The following is a 16412-nucleotide window of genomic DNA, read 5'->3' on the forward strand; positions in this document are numbered from 1 at the left end:
TTTGTCCCTCAGTCGCCGGGCGGGATGCGTCCCGCATCCCTTGGCTTTCGCGCCATAAGGCGCGCCGGCCCTTGGCCGCAACTCCTCGCCTGCGGCTCGTCGGTTTTTTCCCTCAGTCGCCGGGCGGGAACGGCCGTCACGCCGCCTTGGCGGTTCGGTCCAGCAGGGCGACGATGTCGCCCATGATGGCGGTGATGTCGTAATCCTTGGGCGTGTAGATACGGGCGCAGCCGGCGGCCAGCAGCACCTTCTCGTCCTCGGGCGGAATGATGCCGCCCGCCACCACCGGGATATCGCCCAGGCCGGCGGCCTTCATGCGCTCCAGCACCTCGGTGACCAGCGGCACGTGGCTGCCCGACAGGATGGAGAGGCCGACCACGTGAACGCCTTCCTCCAGGGCGGCGTTGACGATCTGGGCCGGAGTCAGGCGGATACCCTCGTAGACCACTTCCATGCCGGCGTCGCGGGCACGCACGGCGATCTGCTCGGCGCCGTTGGAATGGCCGTCCAGGCCGGGCTTGCCCACCAGGATCTTGACCCGGCGGCCCAGCTTGGCCGAGACCTCGGCGACCTTCTCGCGCACGGCGCCCATCTTCTCGCCCTTGACCTGAGCGGCGGCACGGGCCACGCCGGTGGGGGCGCGGTATTCGCCGAACACGTCGCGCAGCGTCTGGGCCCACTCGCCGGTGGTGATGCCGGCATGGGCGGCGGCGATGGAGGGTTCCATGACGTTGCGGCCCTCCTGCGCCGCCGAGCGCAGCTCGGCCAGGGCCTTGTCCACCGCCTTGGCGTCGCGGGACGAGCGGAAGGCCGCAAGGCGCTCGATCTGCTCGGCCTCGGCCTTGGGATCGACGGTCATGATGGAACCCCCATTATCCCCATTTGGGCCGGTGGTGAGCGGCGAGGGCTCGGTCTCGGTCCACTTGTTGACGCCGACGACGATCTGCTCGCCGGTCTCGATGGCGCCGATGCGGCGCGCGTTGGATTCCACCAGCTTCTGCTTCATGTAGCTGGATTCCACCGCCGAGACGGCCCCGCCCATGGCGTCGATGCGCGCCAGCTCCTCGCGCGCGCCCTCCTTGAGGGATTCCACCTTGGCCGTGATCTCGTGCGAGCCGTCGAAGATGTCGCCGAACTCGAGCAGGTCGGACTCGTAGGCCATGATCTGCTGCAGGCGCAGCGACCATTGCTGGTCCCAGGGGCGCGGCAGGCCCAGGGCCTCGTTCCAGGCGGGAAGCTGCACGGCGCGGGCCCGCGCGTTCTTGGACAGCACCACCGCCAGCATTTCCATGACGATGCGGTAGACGTTGTTCTCCGGCTGCTGCTCGGTCAGGCCCAGCGAATTGACCTGGACGCCGTAGCGGAAGCGCCGGGCCTTCTCGTCCTTGACGCCGTAGCGGTTGACGCAGATCTCGTCCCACAGCTCGGTGAAGGCGCGCATCTTGCACAGCTCGGTGACGAAGCGGATGCCGGCATTGACGAAGAAGCTGATGCGGCTGACCACCTGCTCGAAATCGGCGGCCGGCACTGTGGGACGCACGGTGTCGAGCACGGCGATGGCGGTGGCCAGCGCATAGGCCAGCTCCTGCTCCGGCGTGGCGCCCGCTTCCTGCAGGTGATAGGAGCAGACGTTCATGGGGTTCCACTTGGGAACCTCGCGATAGGTAAAGCCGATCACGTCGCTGGTCAGCTTCAGGGAGGGCTGCGGCGCGAAGATATAGGTGCCGCGCGACAGGTATTCCTTGATGACGTCGTTCTGGGTGGTGCCGTTCAGCACCGAACGATGCGCCCCCTGCCTCTCGGCGGCCGCGATGTACAGCGACAGCAGCCAGGCGGCCGGCGCGTTGATGGTCATGGAGGTGTTCATCTTCTCCAGCGGGATGCCCTCGAACAGGGTCATCATGTCGCCGAGATGGCAGACGGGCACGCCCACCTTGCCCACTTCGCCGCGCGCCAGGGCGTGATCGCTGTCGTAGCCGGTCTGGGTCGGCAGATCGAAGGCGATGGACAGTCCGGTCTGGCCCTTGGACAGATTGGTCCGGTAAAGCTTGTTGGACTCGGCCGCCGAGGAATGGCCTGAATACGTGCGGAACAGCCAGGGCTTCTCACGCGACGGGGTGGCGGTTTCGCGGGCGGTCTTGTCGGTCATCGGGGGCTCCAGACTGAATCCATTCAAAAAAATGTAACTTTGTCAGGGGTTAGGCCTCGCTGGCGACCTAAAATTTCTCTTTCCCCCGAGTTCGCGAAACAAACTATCATTTTGTGCATTGCGAAGAAAGCGACAAAACGCTAAAAGGCGGTGTACCGAGCGCCGAGGCTGGCCGCGTCGGGCAAGTGTCGTCCAGAGGGTCAAGGAGTTCTAGGATGAGCGAGCAGGTGGTCAAGGATCTCTACGAGCTTGGCGAGATTCCGCCGATCGGACATGTGCCGAAGCAGATGTATGCCTGGGCCATCCGGCGCGAGCGCCATGGCAAGCCCGACACCGCCATGCAGGTCGAGGTGGTCGACACCCCCGACATCGATCCCCATGAAGTGCTGATCATGGTGATGGCCGCCGGCGTCAACTACAACGGCGTCTGGGCCGCGCTGGGCAAGCCCATCTCGCCGTTCGACTACCACAAGGCCGATTACCACATCGCCGGTTCCGACGCCTCGGGCATCGTCTACAAGGTCGGCTCCAAGGTGAAGCGCTGGAAGGTCGGCGACGAGGTGGTGGTTCACTGCAACCAGACCGACGGCGACGACGAGGAATGCAACGGCGGCGACCCCATGAACTCCGCCAGCCAGCGCATCTGGGGCTATGAGACTCCCGACGGCTCCTTCGCCCAGTTCTGCCGCGTCCAGGCCCAGCAGGTCATGGAGCGTCCGCGCCACCTGACCTGGGAAGAGAGCGCCTGCTACACCCTGACGCTCGCCACCGCCTATCGCATGCTGTTCGGCCACCGCCCGCATGTGCTGCGTCCCGGCCACAACGTCCTGGTCTGGGGCGCCGCCGGCGGCCTGGGCTCCATGGCCATTCAGCTGATCGCCGTGTCGGGCGCCAACGCCATCGGCGTGATCTCGGAAGAGGACAAGCGCGAGTTCGTCCTCGGCCTGGGCGCCAAGGGCGTCATCAACCGCAAGAACTTCGACTGCTGGGGCCAGCTGCCCGACGTCGACGGCGACCCCAAGGTCTTCGGCGACTACATGAAGAAGACCCGCGAGTTCGGCAAGGCCATCTGGGACATCACCGGCAAGGGCAACGACGTCGACTTCGTGTTCGAGCATCCCGGCGAGTCCACCTTCCCGGTGTCGTGCAACGTGGTCAAGCGCGGCGGCATGGTGGTGTTCTGCGCCGGCACCACCGGCTACAACCTGACCTTCGACGCCCGCTTCGTGTGGATGCGTCAGAAGCGCATCCAGGGCAGCCACTTCGCCAACCTGCTGCAGGCCTCCCAGGCCAACCAGCTGGTGATCGAACGCCGCATCGACCCCTGCATGTCCGAGGTCTATTCGTGGGACGACATCCCCGCCGCCCACATGAAGATGCTGAAGAACGAGCATAAGCCCGGCAACATGGCGGTGCTGGTCCAGGCCCTGAAGCCCGGCCGCTACACCGTCGAGGATTGCATCGAGGGCTGATCCCCGAGCGAAAACCCTCTCCCGAATCCGGGAGAGGGTTTTTTTCATTTCATTCCGTCAAGGACGCCGTCATGACCGCCATCCTGCTTTCCAACCTGATCCCCACCTGCGAATCCGCCGCCCTGGTGGTCGACAAGCTGCGGCTGGCCGCCAAGTCCTCGGTCACGGCCATGGTCAGCAAGGACGGCAAGATCAACGGCGCCCTGTTCGACGCCAACCAGTCGGCCGCCCACGGCTATGCCTGGCTGGCCACCTACGTGGCGGCGCTGCAGCAGATGCTGGGCTGGGCCAAGCGCCTGGAGGCCGAGGGCAAGCTGGGCGAGCTGGAGACCCTGATGCTCCAGGCGGCCTACGGCGAATACGTCGCCCAGATTTACGGCGGCATCCCCATGAGCCAGGGCGAGATCGTCCGCCTCGGCGACCTGGGTCTCGACACCGAGGTGGTGCACGAGCTGTCCAACGACGCCACCGCCACGCTGCGCAAGTCGGGCTGCACGGCGGCCGTGCGCACCCGCATCGCCGAGCTGATCAAGGACGGCCACCATTTCGGCGAGCCGGGCCTGGAGGACGAGACCCTGGTGCTGATCCACGATCAGTTCCGCAGCTTCGCCGAGAACGAAGTCATCCCCCATGCCCATGAATGGCACCTCAAGGACGAGCTGATCCCCATCGAGGTGGTCAACCACGTGGCGGAGATGGGCGTGTTCGGCCTGACGCTGCCCGAGGAATACGGCGGCCTGGGCCTGGGCAAGATGTCCATGTGCGTGGTCACCGAGGAACTGTCGCGCGGCTATATCGGCGTCGGCTCGCTGGGTACCCGCTCCGAGATCGCCGGCGAGCTGATCCGTCTGGGCGGCACCGAGGAGCAGAAGCAGTACTGGCTGCCCAAGATCGCCTCGGGCGAGATTCTGCCCACCGCCGTGTTCACTGAACCCAATACCGGCTCGGACCTGGGCAGCTTGCGCACCCGCGCCGTGAAGCAGGGCGACGAGTACGTGGTCACCGGCAACAAGACCTGGATCACCCACGCGGCGCGTACCGACGTGATGACCCTGCTGGTCCGCACCAATCCCGACACCAAGGATTGGAAGGGCCTGTCCATGATGATCGCGCCCAAGCCGCGCGGCACGGAAGAGAACCCCTTCCCCGCCGAAGGCATGACCGGCGGCGAGATCAAGGTGCTGGGCTATCGCGGCATGAAGGAATACGAGCTGGGCTTCGACGGCTTCAAGGTCCCCGCCGCCAATCTGCTGGGCGGCGAGGAGGGCCAGGGCTTCAAGCAGTTGATGGAGACCTTCGAATCCGCCCGCATCCAGACCGCCGCCCGCGCCGTCGGCGTGGCCCAGTGCGCCATGGAAGCGGGTCTCAAATACGCCAACGAGCGCGTGCAGTTCGGCAAGCCCATCTACGAGTTCCCCCGCGTCGGCGGCAAGATCGCCTGGATGGCGGTGGAGACCATGGTGGCCCGTCAGCTCACCTATTTCTCGGCCCGCGAGAAGGACGAGGGGCATCGCTGCGACATCGAGGCCGGCATGGCCAAGCTGCTCGCGGCGCGCGTCGCCTGGGCCAACGCCGACAACGCGCTGCAGGTGCACGGCGGCAACGGCTATGCCGAGGAATACCCCATCTCGCGCATCCTGTGCGACGCCCGTATCCTCAACATCTTCGAGGGTGCGGCCGAGATCCAGGCCCAGGTCATCGCCCGCGGTCTGCTGAGCGGCGCGCGCAATTAGAGCGGCGCGGCCAAGGGCGTGGATGCGCCCGCCCGGCGAGGGACAATGATAAGGCCTATAGCGTGATGCACATTTTGGGCATCACGCTATAACACCGCACATCGGTTTTCCGGCGGCCGGAGCGGTCGAATGGCTTCGCCGCCGGGGAATTGACCGGAGCGCTACGACGACAACGCGGAGCGAAGTGCCGGGCCGGCAGCCCGGTGTTCCGCCGCGATGCAATTGCGGCCTTTGTTCTTCGCCCGATAAAGCTGGGCGTCGGCCATGGACAACAGTTCCTTGGCGGTATCGCCGAGGCGGCACCTCACGCTCAGAACCCCCAGGCTGGCGGTAACGTGGTCGGCGGCCGAAGAGGCCCGGTGCGAGATGCGGAGACCGGCGACGCCGACGCGGATGCGTTCGGCCAGGGCCATGGCGCCGAGATGGTCGGTCTCGGGCAGGACGATGCAGAACTCCTCGCCGCCATAACGGGCGGCATGGTCGGACGAGCGGCTGACCACACCCCGGATGGCGCTGCCGATCTGCCGCAGGCAGTCGTCGCCGGCAACGTGGCCATAGGTGTCGTTGAAGGCCTTGAAGTGGTCCACATCCAGCAGGATCAGCGACAGCAATCCCTGTGACCGGCGCAGCCGCCGCAATTCGGCATCAAGCACCTCGTCCAGCCGCCGGCGGTTCTCGAGCCCGGTCAGGCCGTCGACCTCGGCCAGGATGGTCAGGCCGTCGCGGGCCTTCTTCAACTCGATCTGATTGCGGATGCGCATCCGGATGATCGGCGCCGAAATGGGCTTCGAGACATAATCGGCGGCCCCCGCCTCCAGGCCCCGCCTTTCGGCATCCATGTCGCCGAGCGAGGTGATGAAGATCACCGGAACATGGGCGGTGGCGACATTGGCCTTGAGATGGGCGCAGACTTCGTACCCGTCCATTCCCGGCATCATGATGTCGAGCAGGATCAGGTCGGGATTGGCGGTACGGGCCAGTTCAAGCGCCCCGGCGCCGTCCGGGGCCACGATGGTCTCGTACTCCGAGCCAAGAATTTCGCGCAGCACCAGGACGTTCAGCGGATCGTCATCGATGATCAGGATCGTGGTGTCCTTGGTACCGCCGGTGCCGCCCGTCGCCGGTAGCGGGCAATGCTCGGCTCCCGCCGCGACCACCGAGGCAGCGCTGGCCAGGGCAGGCCGCAAGGCCGCTTCAAGGGCGATGATTTCCCCGTCCAGATCGCGACGGTCGCGGCGAATGGCCGTTTCCAGTTCCGCCGCGGCCGCCGAGAGCGCCGTCGCCTCCAACGCGCCGGCCACGCCGCGCAAAGAGTGGACCAGGCGCCGCGCCTCGTCATCACGGCCACTGCCGAGCAGACGGCGGACCTCCGTCACCGCCTGGGAGTAGTGACGGTGGAAGCCGACGATCATGTCCCGCAGCAGCGTGCGGTTTCCGTCGACGCGGCGAAGCGCCGCCGACAGATGGAACGGCGGCAGTTCGGCCGGCAGATCCTGGCCGCAAACCGGCGGAGCCGGCCGGATATCGGCCGACGGCGAGGCCCGCAGGCGGGATTTCAGGGTCTGGTGGAGGGCGAAGGCGTCGATCGGCTTGGTGATGACCTCGTCCATGCCGGCCTCCCGGCAGGCCCTGACATCCTCGTCCCGTGTCAGGGCCGTCAGCCCGATGATCGGCAGGCGGTCGCCGCCGATCCGTTCCCGGATCAGGCGGGTGGCCTCCAGGCCGCCCATCTCGGGCATATCGACATCCATCAGAACCGCATCGAAGGCCCTTTGCCCGCCCAGGACGGCCTCCACCGCCAGCTTGCCGTCCCCGACGACGGCGACGCCGAGGCCCATGGCCCGCAGCAGCGTATCGGCCACCTTCTGATTGATGGGATCGTCCTCGACCACCAGGACATGAGCCGGCACCATGTCGAAATCGGAAGGTTCGGCGGCGGGCGGAGCGGAGTCCGCCAGCGAGGACTGGCCGGGATATTCGAACGGCGCCTCGAACCAGAAGACGCTGCCCTCGCCCTCGCGGCTGTCGACCCCGATCCGCCCGCCCATGGCGTCGGCGATCTTCTTGCAGATGGCAAGGCCGAGCCCGGTGCCGCCAAACCGGCGGGTAATGGAGGCGTCCGCCTGGGCGTAGGCGGTGAACAGGCAGGGCCTGGCCTCGGTGGGAACACCGATTCCTGTGTCGGCGACCGAGAAGTGGAGAAGAACGTCGTCGGCATTGCGCCGCACGACGGTCACCGCCACGCTGATGCTGCCGCGCTCGGTGAACTTGATGGCGTTGCCGACCAGATTGAGCAGAACCTGACGCAGCCGGGTCGGGTCCCCCTTCAGGCGGCGCGGCACGGTCTCGCCGGCCTGCATGGACAGCGTCAGGCCCTTTTCCTCGGCGCGCGACGCCATCAGCGAGGTGATGCTCGATCCGAGGCGCCAGAGGTCGAATTCCACGCGCTCGAGCTCCAGCCGGCCCGAATCCAGCTTGGAGAAGCTGAGGGTATCGTCGACGATGGTCAGCAGCGCCTGGCTGGAATAATGGATGGTCTCGACCCAATCGCTCTGGTCGGCGTCCAGGTGGCTGCGCCGCAACGGCTGCAGCATTCCGATGATCCCGTTGAGCGGCGTGCGGATCTCGTGGCTCATCATGGCCAGCAATTCGGACTTGGCGCGCGCGCTCTGCTCCGCCTCGACCTTGGCCTGCCTCAGGGCGTCGTCGACCCGGCGGCGTTCGGTGATGTTGCGGATGATCCCGATGAACAGCCGTCCCTGCGGGCCGGACCAGGTCGATACGGTCAGTTCGATGGGGAATTCGCTACCGTCGGCGCGCAGCGCGTACAGCTCGCGGGTCTTGCCCCCGAACGGCGATCCGTCCCCCCGGCACAGGCGGCTTACACCGGCATCGTGACCGGCCCGGTACCGCTCGGGGATGATCGTGTGCAGCGGCCGCCCGATCATCGATGCCTCGCCATGGCCGAAAATGGCCTCGGCCCCCCGGTTCCAGGACAGGATGATGCTGTTCTGGTCGATGGTCACCACGGCGTCGGCCGCCACGGCGGTCAGAGAGGCGAATCGGGATTCCCCACCATCGTCACGGCGACGCAAATGCCGCCACAGCCCCATACCTCCTCCAGCGGCAAGCAGGGCCGACAGCAGGGCGATGATGACGATGTCGCCGGGGGTGCCCATGGCTCAGACCGCGATCTCGACGGGGGGATGCTCTGCACCCTCTTGGCTGGCCAGCAGCCCGAACGCCTGAGGCCCGGCCAGGGCCGGAGCGATGGCATATCCCTGGATGATGTCGCACCCGGCCAGTTCCAGCGCCTCCACCTGCTCGATGTTTTCCACACCCTCGGCGACGACGGTCATGCCCAGGCCGTGGCCCAGCCGGATGATGGCGTCGACCAGGATGCAGCTGTCGAGGGCCGCCGGCATGTCGTCGATGAAGCTCTTGTCGATCTTGACGGTGGATGCGCTGAACCGCTTCAGATAGGCCAGGGAGGAATAGCCGGTTCCGAAATCGTCGATGGCGATGCCGATTCCCATGGCGGTCAGGGCGTCGATCACCCCCCGGAGCGCCGGTTCCATCATCACGCTTTCGGTGATTTCCAGCTCCAGGCGGGCGGGCGGCAGTCCGGTCTCCGCCAGGACCGAGGATACCATGGTCACGAAATCGCGGCCGAGGCTCAGTTGATGCGGAGAGACGTTGACGGCGATGGACGCGGCATGACCGTCGGCGGTCCAGCCGACGGCGGTGCGGCATGATGCGGCCAGCATCGCCTCGCCCAGCGCCAGTATGAGTCCGGCCTCCTCGGCGGCCGGAATGAAGCGGATGGGGGCGATCATTCCCCAATGGGGGTCCGGCCAGCGGGCCAGGGCTTCGAAGCCGGTGATCCGCTTGCGGAAAATATCGAATTTCGGCTGGAAGAACGGAACGATCCGGCCGTCCTCGATGGCCTGGGGCAACGCCTTGACCAGTTGATCGTCGCTGAGAACCGGCCTGATGTCCCCATCCGCCCGAAACAATCCGAACTGGGTGCCCGGCGAGCAGGCCGTGGCCTCGAAGGAGGGATAGAGATCCAGATCCTCGCGGCTGATCCGCTGCCCCAAGGCCCCCAGAACCGAGAGCGTCTCGGCGACAAAGCGGCCGGGATCGGCGCTGATGGCCTGGGGGCCGGGCCAGGCGCGGCGATAGGTGTCGAATTCCGCCTTCATGCCCCCCATTTCGCTCTGGAAGCGGTCGGCGACGGCCTGAAGGTGGGGAACCGGCCAGCCCCGCAGCTTCGGATAGAGCAGGCGGTCTTCCAACGCCAGATGGATGGAAAACTTGCTGAACAGTTCGCGAAGGATGGTGGCGACCGCGCCCGGATCACGCTCGACGCGCGTCACGTCCAGCATCCCGTGAATCCGCTCCATCATCTCCCGCATTTGATGATGGTGGCGTCGGAAACTGTCGGTCGCGGCGGGAACAGAAGGGGGAACGGGCATCGGGGGACCGACTCCAGGCAAGCCGGCAGCCAACGGGCGGAGTGCCGAGGCGGCCGGGGATCGACAACCGGGCTTCATGATGTCGAACGCCCTCCCCTCCCGCATTGACGTTGGTTAGCTGACTAAAGAGCTAAGGTAAGGCTCCAACCCACCCCTGCTCGACCGCAACACATCCGATTTTCGCAATCTTTGGGGCAGAAAGTCGGATAAAACGGCGCATTAAAATTTTGATCGCCGCTGGCTGCGCTCGAGATTATGCGGAAATATTATTTATTATTAAGTAGATAGCCTGCATACTCCCAAATCCTTCGCAATGATTCCCTACTATCAACATGGTTGACTAAGGGGCTCAGGTTTGGTTCGCTTTAAACATGCATTCTTTATGCATCTACCGAGTCCAGCGAATGGAGGATGAAATGTCCAAGCTTCACACTCTGCTTTTATCGGCCGCCGTCATCACCGGCCTCGCCGCCCCCACCATGGCAACCCAGCCATCGCCGCAGCCCCTGTCGGCGAGCACGTCCATCATGGCGATCGGCAACCCCCACCCAACCACCCAGGCCCACGCCGCCAACAGCGCCCGCATCGAGGAACGGCGCCGCGCCGAAGTGGCCGACTGGCAGAGCCTGCTCGGAAGCCAGCAGCCGTTCCCGGCCATGGGAGTGGGCGGACACTCTCGCTGAGGCCGGCCGGGGGGCCGCCTCTTTCGCCGAAACACGCAATTCAGTGCGGATTTACCTAATTAGGAGCGCAAAATGGTTCAGCACGTTGCCTGGGTGATCACCCTGATCGCCATGGGGGCGGTTGCCCTCAGCTTCCTTTGGGTCGCGGCCGGGGCGGGCGAATTCGCCGAGTATCCGGGCATCGTCGAAAGAGCCTATCGCCTGCGCAAGGCGCTGTTCGTGGTCTTGCTGGTGGTATCGGGCGGTGTCAGTGCCCTGACGCTGGGGGAACTGCCCTATACCGCCGCCTACGCGACGTCCTCCGAAGGCGCGCTCCGGCCGCCCCAGGTGGTCGAGGCGGTGGGCAGCCGTTGGCAATGGGAGCTTTCCCCCGAACGGATCGTCGCCGGCCGGCCGGTTCAGTTCCGGGTCACCTCCAATGACGTGACCCACGGCTTCGGCATCTACGACGATTCCATGCGGCTGCTGGCCCAGACCCAGGCCATGCCGGGATACACCAACGTCCTGACCTACACCTTCCAGCGGCCGGGAACCTATCACCTGCTCTGCCTCGAATATTGCGGCGTCGCCCATCACGCGATGATGGGCGAGTTCACCGTCACCAGCCACTGAAGGATGCCGGCGATGATCATCCAATCCCATCTTGTTCCGACCCGGGGCGCCCGGCGGGCGGTCGCCGCCTATCTGGTGGTGTTCGGCGCGGTGCTCCTGCTGATGATGGCGCTGGGGCTGCTCATGCGTCTCAACCAGGGAGGGCTGGTGGCGCTGCCGGCCGAACTCTTCTACCAGAGCATGACCGTGCACGGCACCGGCATGGTCGGGGTCACCGCCATCGGCGGTGCCGCCGTGCTGTGGTATTTCCTCGGCCGCCACGTCCACCTGACCACCTGGGTGTTCGTCCTCAACCTCGTCACCTTCGTCGTCGGGGCGGCAATGATCCTGGTCGCCGACTTCATCGGCGGCTTCGCCGCCGCCTGGACCTTCCTGTTTCCCCTGCCGGCCAAGGCCGGCGGCCAGTGGGAGCAATGGGCCGCGGCGGTCCATCTGGGCGGGCTGCTGCTGATTGGCACCGGCTTCCTGCTGCTTCACCTCGACACCGTACGGGCCATTCTCGGCCGCTACGGCAGCCTGACCCGGGCGCTCGGCTGGCCCAGCCTGTTCGGCAGCGATCCCGAGCCGCCGCCGCCGACCGTGGTGGCCAGCACCATGGTGGCCATCGCCAACACCCTGGGGCTGGTCTTCGGCGCCTCGGTACTGGTGATCAGCCTGGTGAACCTGATGGTGCCGCAATTCGCCATCGACGCCATGGTCGCCAAGAACATGATCTACTTCTTCGGCCACGTGTTCATCAACGCCACCATCTACATGGCGGTGATCGCCGTATACGAGCTGCTGCCCGACTATACCGGGCGGCCGTGGAAGCCCAACCGGCCGTTCCTGGCGGCCTGGACCATGTCCACCATCCTGGTGCTGGCGGCCTATCCCCACCACCTCCTGATGGATTTCGGCATGCCGCGCTGGCTACTGATCCTCGGGCAGATCCTCTCCTATGTCAGCGGCCTGCCGATCCTGGTGGTCACCGCCTTCGGAGCCCTGATGATCGTCTACCGCTCGGGGCTGCGCTGGGACCTGGCCGCGGGCCTGCTGTTCATCGGGGTGTTCGGCTGGGCGGCCGGGGTGATTCCCGCCATCATCGACGCCACCATCATCGTCAATTCGGTAATGCACAACACCCTGTGGGTTCCCGGACATTTCCACAGCTACCTGCTGCTGGGGCAGGTGGGCATGGTGCTGGGCTTCGCGTCCTGGCTGGGCCGGACCGCCGGGGCGCGGGTGCCGGGCCGCTTCGGCATCGCCGCCTTCTGGATCTTCGTGGCGGGCGGCATCGGCCTGACCCAGTCATTCCTGTATTCCGGTCAGGCCGGCATCCCGCGCCGCTTCGCCGAGTATCTGCCGGAATGGATCGGGCAGGCCCGGATCGGCGCCCTGTCGGCGGCGCTGGTGATCCTGGGGACCGCCATGCTGATGGCCCGGCTGGTCGCCAGGACCACCCCGGCCGGCGCGGCCCGCTGACATGGTCCGCGGCCTCGCGGCGGCCATGGCGGTGATCATCGTCGCCGCGGCGGCGTTCTGGTCGGCGACCGAGGGCTTCCGGGTCTTCACCACCGAGGGGGCTCGGCGTCTGGAAGTGGCGCGATCGCCGCGCCCCCTTCCGGCGGTCGTCCTGGAGGATCAGGACGGCCGCCGGATCGGCCCCGAATGGCTGCGGGGCCGGGTGGTGCTGGTCGAGTTCGTCTACACCCGCTGCCCCACCGTCTGCTCGACCCTGGGCGAGGTGTTCGGCCGCCTGTCCCAGGCCCTGCCCGGCGTGACGCTGCTCAGCATCAGCTTCGACATCGAGCACGACGGGCGGGCCGAGTTGAAGGACTACGCCATCCGCCACGGCGCCGACGGCGACCGCTGGCGGGTGGTCCGCCCGACCAGCGGCGGTGATCTGCGGGACTTGCTGGATACCGCCGGCGTGGTGGTGATCCCCGACCCGTGGGGCGGCTATCAGCACAACGCCGCCATCCATCTGGTGGATGGCCGGGGGCGGCTGGTCCGCGTCCTCGATTTCGAGCCGCTGTCCGCCCTGATCGACGAGGTGACGCCGTGGCTGGCCTCCTGACCCCGTCCGCCCATCCGGGCCGGATCGCCCTGGGGGCCGGATTGCTGGCCCTGCTGGCCCTGCCGTCCCTTCGCGAAGCCATGGAACGCGACATGGCCCGCCATATGCTGGTGCAGATTCCCCTGCTGGCCCTTTGCGGCTGGCTGTGCGCCCCATCCCCCGCCGTCGGCCGGAATCCGGCGGCGGCCTGGGACCGTCACGGCATCGTCGGCATCCTGGCCGCCAATCTGGCGGCGGCCTATTGGATGCTGCCGCGCACCCTGGACAACGCCATCGCCTCGGCCGCCTTCGAAGCCGCCAAGTTCATCTCGCTGCCCCTGCTGGTCGGAGTGCCGCTCCGCCGCTGCTGGCCCCGCCTGCCCATGCTCGGCCAGGGCTTCGTCGTCGCCAACGCCGTCTCCATGCTGGGCATCGTCGGCTGGCTGTATCTGGCCGCCCCCGTCCGGGTTTGCGTCTACTACCTGATCGACCAGCAGGAAATCGTCGGCCGCGCCCTGCTCTGTCTGGCCGGTGCCATCACCTTCGCGGTGCTGGTCCGGGCCTTTGTCGGCGGCGCCCGACCATCCGTCCCATTCCACCACATGGCGCCGCAGCAGCAGCGCCCACGCTTCAATCATCAAGGCTGGGGGAGCCGCCAATGACCAAATCCGTACCCATTACCAGTACCCTGGCGCAGGCCGTCCGATGTCAGCAATCCGGACGGCTGCCCGAGGCCGAGCGGCTTTACCGCGCCATCCTCCGGACCTCGCCGAATCACCCCGAGGCCAACCACAATCTCGGATTGCTGTCGGTGGCGGCCGGACGGCCGGGGCAGGCTTTGCCCCATCTGCGCGCCGCCCTGGAGGCGCAACCCTCCGATGTGCGGTTCTGGCTGAGCTATATCGACGCCCTGATCCGCTCGGGGCAATCGGGTCTGGCATTGCGGGCGGTGGCGGAGGGGCGCCGGCATGGCCTGTCCGATCCCGGATTCCAGGCACTGCTCGCCTGGGCGGACGCCACCGCGCGGGGCGGCGCGGCATATGCCGGCGCCGTTGCCCTGCACACCGCCGGACGGCTGGAGGAGGCCGTCGCCGAATACCGCCGGACCCTGGACCTCCATCCCGATCTCGAGGACGCCCTCGCCAACCTGGGAATGGCCCTCTATGGCCTCGGCCGGCTGGAGCAGGCGGAAGGCTGCTATCGCCGGCTGCTGGAGATGCGGCCCGGCAACGCCATGGCGGCCAACAACCTTGGCAACATCCTGCGCCAGTCGGGACGGCTGGACGAGGCGGAGACCGTCTGCCGCCAGGCCGTGGAGATCATGCCGAACCTTGCGGCGGGGCATTACAACCTGGGGCTCGTCCTGGCCGGATTGGGCCGTCTGCCCGAAGCCGTGGACAGCCACCGCCGGGCGGTGGAGGCCGCGCCCGACTTCGCCGAAGCCCATTGCGCCCTCGCAGACTCCCTCTACCGGCTGGGCCGGTTGGAGGCGGCGGTGGAGACGTGGCGCCGGGTCCTCGACCTCAAGCCGGACCTCGCCGAGGCCCACCTCAATCTCGGCATCACCCTTCTTGAACTGGGACGCGCGGCCGAGGCCCTGCGATGCTGCCTGTCCGCCATGGCCGCCGATGAAACCCCGGCGTCCAGGATGCTGTTCGTCAATTGCGTCAGGAGCCTTCGCCCGACCCGCGACGACGGCCGGGTTCGGGCTCTCCTGGTCCGCGCCCTTTCCGAACCTTGGGGCATGCCGGCCGACCTGATGCCCCTCGCCACCGCCATGATCCGGCTGGCTCCCGAAATCGAGGATTGCATCGCCGGCGCAAGGAACGCCCACCCCCGGCGCCCGCCCCTGTCGGAGCTGTTCCCACCCTCCGGTATCGCGGCGGCGTCCGGGGACGCCCTGCTGCACGCCGCCCTCACTTCGGCGCCGATCCAGGACCTGGATTTCGAGCGTTTCCTGATCTCGGCACGCCATGCCCTGCTGCACGCCGTCGGCGGAACCGCCCCGGAGCGGAAATACGCCGACACCCTCCTGGCCTTTCACTGCGCCCTGGCCCAACAGTGCTTCATCACCGAATACATCCACGACTGCGCCGGGGAGGAACTCGAGGCGGCCACCGCCCTGCGTGCCCGGCTGGTGGCGGCGCTGGACAATGATGCCGCCATCCCGGCGCGGTGGTTGCCGGCGGTGGCGAGCTATTTCCCGCTCCATACGCTGCCGGATGCCCGGCGCCTGCTGGACCGGACATGGCCCGAGGAGGCGAGGGCGATGCTTGCCTCCCAGGTGGAGGAACCTCTCGCCGAGGCGGAATACCGCTCGGCCATTCCCCGCCTGACGCCCATCGACGACGACGTGTCGCGGCAGGTGGCGGCCTTGTACGAGGCCAATCCCTATCCCCGATGGGTCAGGGTCTCGGTGATCGACGAACCCCGCCCTCTCGACGAGGTGTTGCGCCGGACCTTTCCCCTGGCCCGGTTCCATCCCCTGGACAGGGGAGACGGCATCGACGTCCTGGTGGCCGGCTGCGGCACCGGACAGCACCCCATCTGCACGGCCCAGACCTACCGGGCGGCCCGGCTGCTGGCCATCGACCTCAGCATGGCCAGCCTTTGCTACGCCAAGCGGAAGACCGCCGAACTGGGCCTGGACGCCATCGAATACGCCCAGGCCGACATCACCCGGCTGTCGGGTCTCGGCCGGCGGTTCGACGTGATCGAGGCGGTCGGCGTGCTGCACCATCTGGCCGATCCCCTGGAGGGATGGCGGACGTTGCTGGGCCTGTTGCGGCCACGCGGCGTGATGCGTATCGGCCTGTACAGCGAGTTGGCCCGCCGGGATGTGGCCCGCGCGCGCGATTTCATCGCCGCCGGGGGGTACGGATCAAGCCCGGAGGAAATCCGGCGCTGCCGCCGGGATTTGATCGAGGCCGGAGACGGCGCCGACTTCGCGTCCCTCGCCGGCTTCAGCGATTTCTTCGGCACCAGTCCCTGCCGGGACCTTCTGTTCCATGTTCAGGAACATCGCCTGACCTTGGAGACCATCGCGCGGTTTTGCGACGAGAACGGCCTGCGCTTCCTGGGCTTCACCGTGGAGAGGCCGGTGCTCGACGCCTACCGCCGGCGGTTTCCCCATGATCCGGCGGCGACCGACCTGCGGCAATGGCAGGCTCTCGAGATGGAGAATCCGGATACCTTCCGCAGCATGTACCAGTTCTGGATTCAAAGGATCGATATCTGAGCAGGGATGGTC

General features: G+C 67.0%; 11 protein-coding genes. 8 read left to right on the forward strand and 3 right to left on the reverse strand.

Annotated elements, in window-relative coordinates; translation table 11 throughout:
* Window positions 1–136: 136 nt before the first annotated feature.
* Window positions 137–2149, reverse strand: a complete 2013-nt coding sequence (locus CP958_RS23460) for a protein meaA (protein WP_096704599.1) — start codon at window positions 2147–2149, stop codon at window positions 137–139.
* Window positions 2150–2364: 215 nt separating this feature from the next.
* On the opposite strand from CP958_RS23460, the gene ccrA reads away from it, so the two are divergent.
* Together ccrA and CP958_RS23470 are read left to right on the forward strand one after the other, a co-directional pair.
* Window positions 2365–3621: a crotonyl-CoA carboxylase/reductase gene (ccrA, locus tag CP958_RS23465; RefSeq protein WP_096704600.1), complete on the forward strand. Its 1257-nt coding sequence runs from the start codon at window positions 2365–2367 to the stop codon at window positions 3619–3621.
* A gap of 71 nt (window positions 3622–3692) precedes the next feature.
* Window positions 3693–5354 carry an acyl-CoA dehydrogenase family protein gene (locus tag CP958_RS23470; RefSeq protein WP_096704601.1) on the forward strand — a complete coding sequence of 554 codons (1662 nt, stop codon included), beginning with the start codon at window positions 3693–3695 and terminating at the stop codon, window positions 5352–5354.
* A gap of 161 nt (window positions 5355–5515) precedes the next feature.
* Here the strand turns inward: CP958_RS23470 and CP958_RS23475 are convergent, their stop codons facing one another.
* Together CP958_RS23475 and CP958_RS23480 are read right to left on the reverse strand one after the other, a co-directional pair.
* On the reverse strand, window positions 5516–8533 hold the full coding sequence (locus CP958_RS23475) for a response regulator (protein ID WP_096704602.1): 3018 nt from the start codon (window positions 8531–8533) through the stop codon (window positions 5516–5518).
* Between the two features lie 3 nt (window positions 8534–8536).
* The gene (locus CP958_RS23480; protein WP_096704603.1) at window positions 8537–9937 is read right to left on the reverse strand and encodes an EAL domain-containing protein; all 1401 of its coding nucleotides are present in this window, start codon (window positions 9935–9937) and stop codon (window positions 8537–8539) included.
* A 311-nt stretch (window positions 9938–10248) separates the two neighbouring features.
* Between CP958_RS23480 and CP958_RS23485 the strand changes: the two genes are divergently transcribed.
* From CP958_RS23485 to CP958_RS23510, 6 genes are all read left to right on the forward strand, one after another.
* A complete protein-coding gene (locus CP958_RS23485; RefSeq protein ID WP_141400623.1) occupies window positions 10249–10515 on the forward strand; it encodes a hypothetical protein in 267 nt (88 codons plus the stop codon).
* Between the two features lie 72 nt (window positions 10516–10587).
* Window positions 10588–11127, forward strand: coding sequence for a cytochrome C oxidase subunit II (locus CP958_RS23490; RefSeq protein WP_096704605.1), 540 nt, complete (start codon window positions 10588–10590; stop codon window positions 11125–11127).
* A gap of 12 nt (window positions 11128–11139) precedes the next feature.
* Window positions 11140–12588: a cbb3-type cytochrome c oxidase subunit I gene (locus tag CP958_RS23495; protein ID WP_096705018.1), complete on the forward strand. Its 1449-nt coding sequence runs from the start codon at window positions 11140–11142 to the stop codon at window positions 12586–12588.
* A 1-nt stretch (window position 12589) separates the two neighbouring features.
* The gene (locus CP958_RS23500; protein WP_096704606.1) at window positions 12590–13183 is read left to right on the forward strand and encodes an SCO family protein; all 594 of its coding nucleotides are present in this window, start codon (window positions 12590–12592) and stop codon (window positions 13181–13183) included.
* Complete coding sequence (locus CP958_RS23505; RefSeq protein WP_096704607.1) at window positions 13168–13824, forward strand: hypothetical protein; 657 nt, start codon at window positions 13168–13170, stop codon at window positions 13822–13824. Before CP958_RS23500 ends, CP958_RS23505 begins: the two co-directional genes overlap by 16 nt.
* Window positions 13821–16400, forward strand: coding sequence for a tetratricopeptide repeat protein (locus CP958_RS23510; RefSeq protein WP_096704608.1), 2580 nt, complete (start codon window positions 13821–13823; stop codon window positions 16398–16400). Before CP958_RS23505 ends, CP958_RS23510 begins: the two co-directional genes overlap by 4 nt.
* The last annotated feature ends 12 nt before the right edge of the window (window positions 16401–16412 follow it).

This window comes from Magnetospirillum sp. 15-1 (assembly GCF_900184795.1).
GTDB lineage: Bacteria > Pseudomonadota > Alphaproteobacteria > Rhodospirillales > Magnetospirillaceae > Phaeospirillum.

Coding starts and splice junctions, on each gene's coding strand:
- CP958_RS23460 (WP_096704599.1), bottom strand. CDS start 2,149: ATGACCGACAAGACCGCCCGCGAAACCGCCACCCCGTCGCGTGAGAAG.
- ccrA (WP_096704600.1), top strand. CDS start 2,365: ATGAGCGAGCAGGTGGTCAAGGATCTCTACGAGCTTGGCGAGATTCCG.
- CP958_RS23470 (WP_096704601.1), top strand. CDS start 3,693: ATGACCGCCATCCTGCTTTCCAACCTGATCCCCACCTGCGAATCCGCC.
- CP958_RS23475 (WP_096704602.1), bottom strand. CDS start 8,533: ATGGGCACCCCCGGCGACATCGTCATCATCGCCCTGCTGTCGGCCCTG.
- CP958_RS23480 (WP_096704603.1), bottom strand. CDS start 9,937: ATGCGGGAGGGGAGGGCGTTCGACATCATGAAGCCCGGTTGTCGATCC.
- CP958_RS23485 (WP_141400623.1), top strand. CDS start 10,249: ATGTCCAAGCTTCACACTCTGCTTTTATCGGCCGCCGTCATCACCGGC.
- CP958_RS23490 (WP_096704605.1), top strand. CDS start 10,588: ATGGTTCAGCACGTTGCCTGGGTGATCACCCTGATCGCCATGGGGGCG.
- CP958_RS23495 (WP_096705018.1), top strand. CDS start 11,140: ATGATCATCCAATCCCATCTTGTTCCGACCCGGGGCGCCCGGCGGGCG.
- CP958_RS23500 (WP_096704606.1), top strand. CDS start 12,590: ATGGTCCGCGGCCTCGCGGCGGCCATGGCGGTGATCATCGTCGCCGCG.
- CP958_RS23510 (WP_096704608.1), top strand. CDS start 13,821: ATGACCAAATCCGTACCCATTACCAGTACCCTGGCGCAGGCCGTCCGA.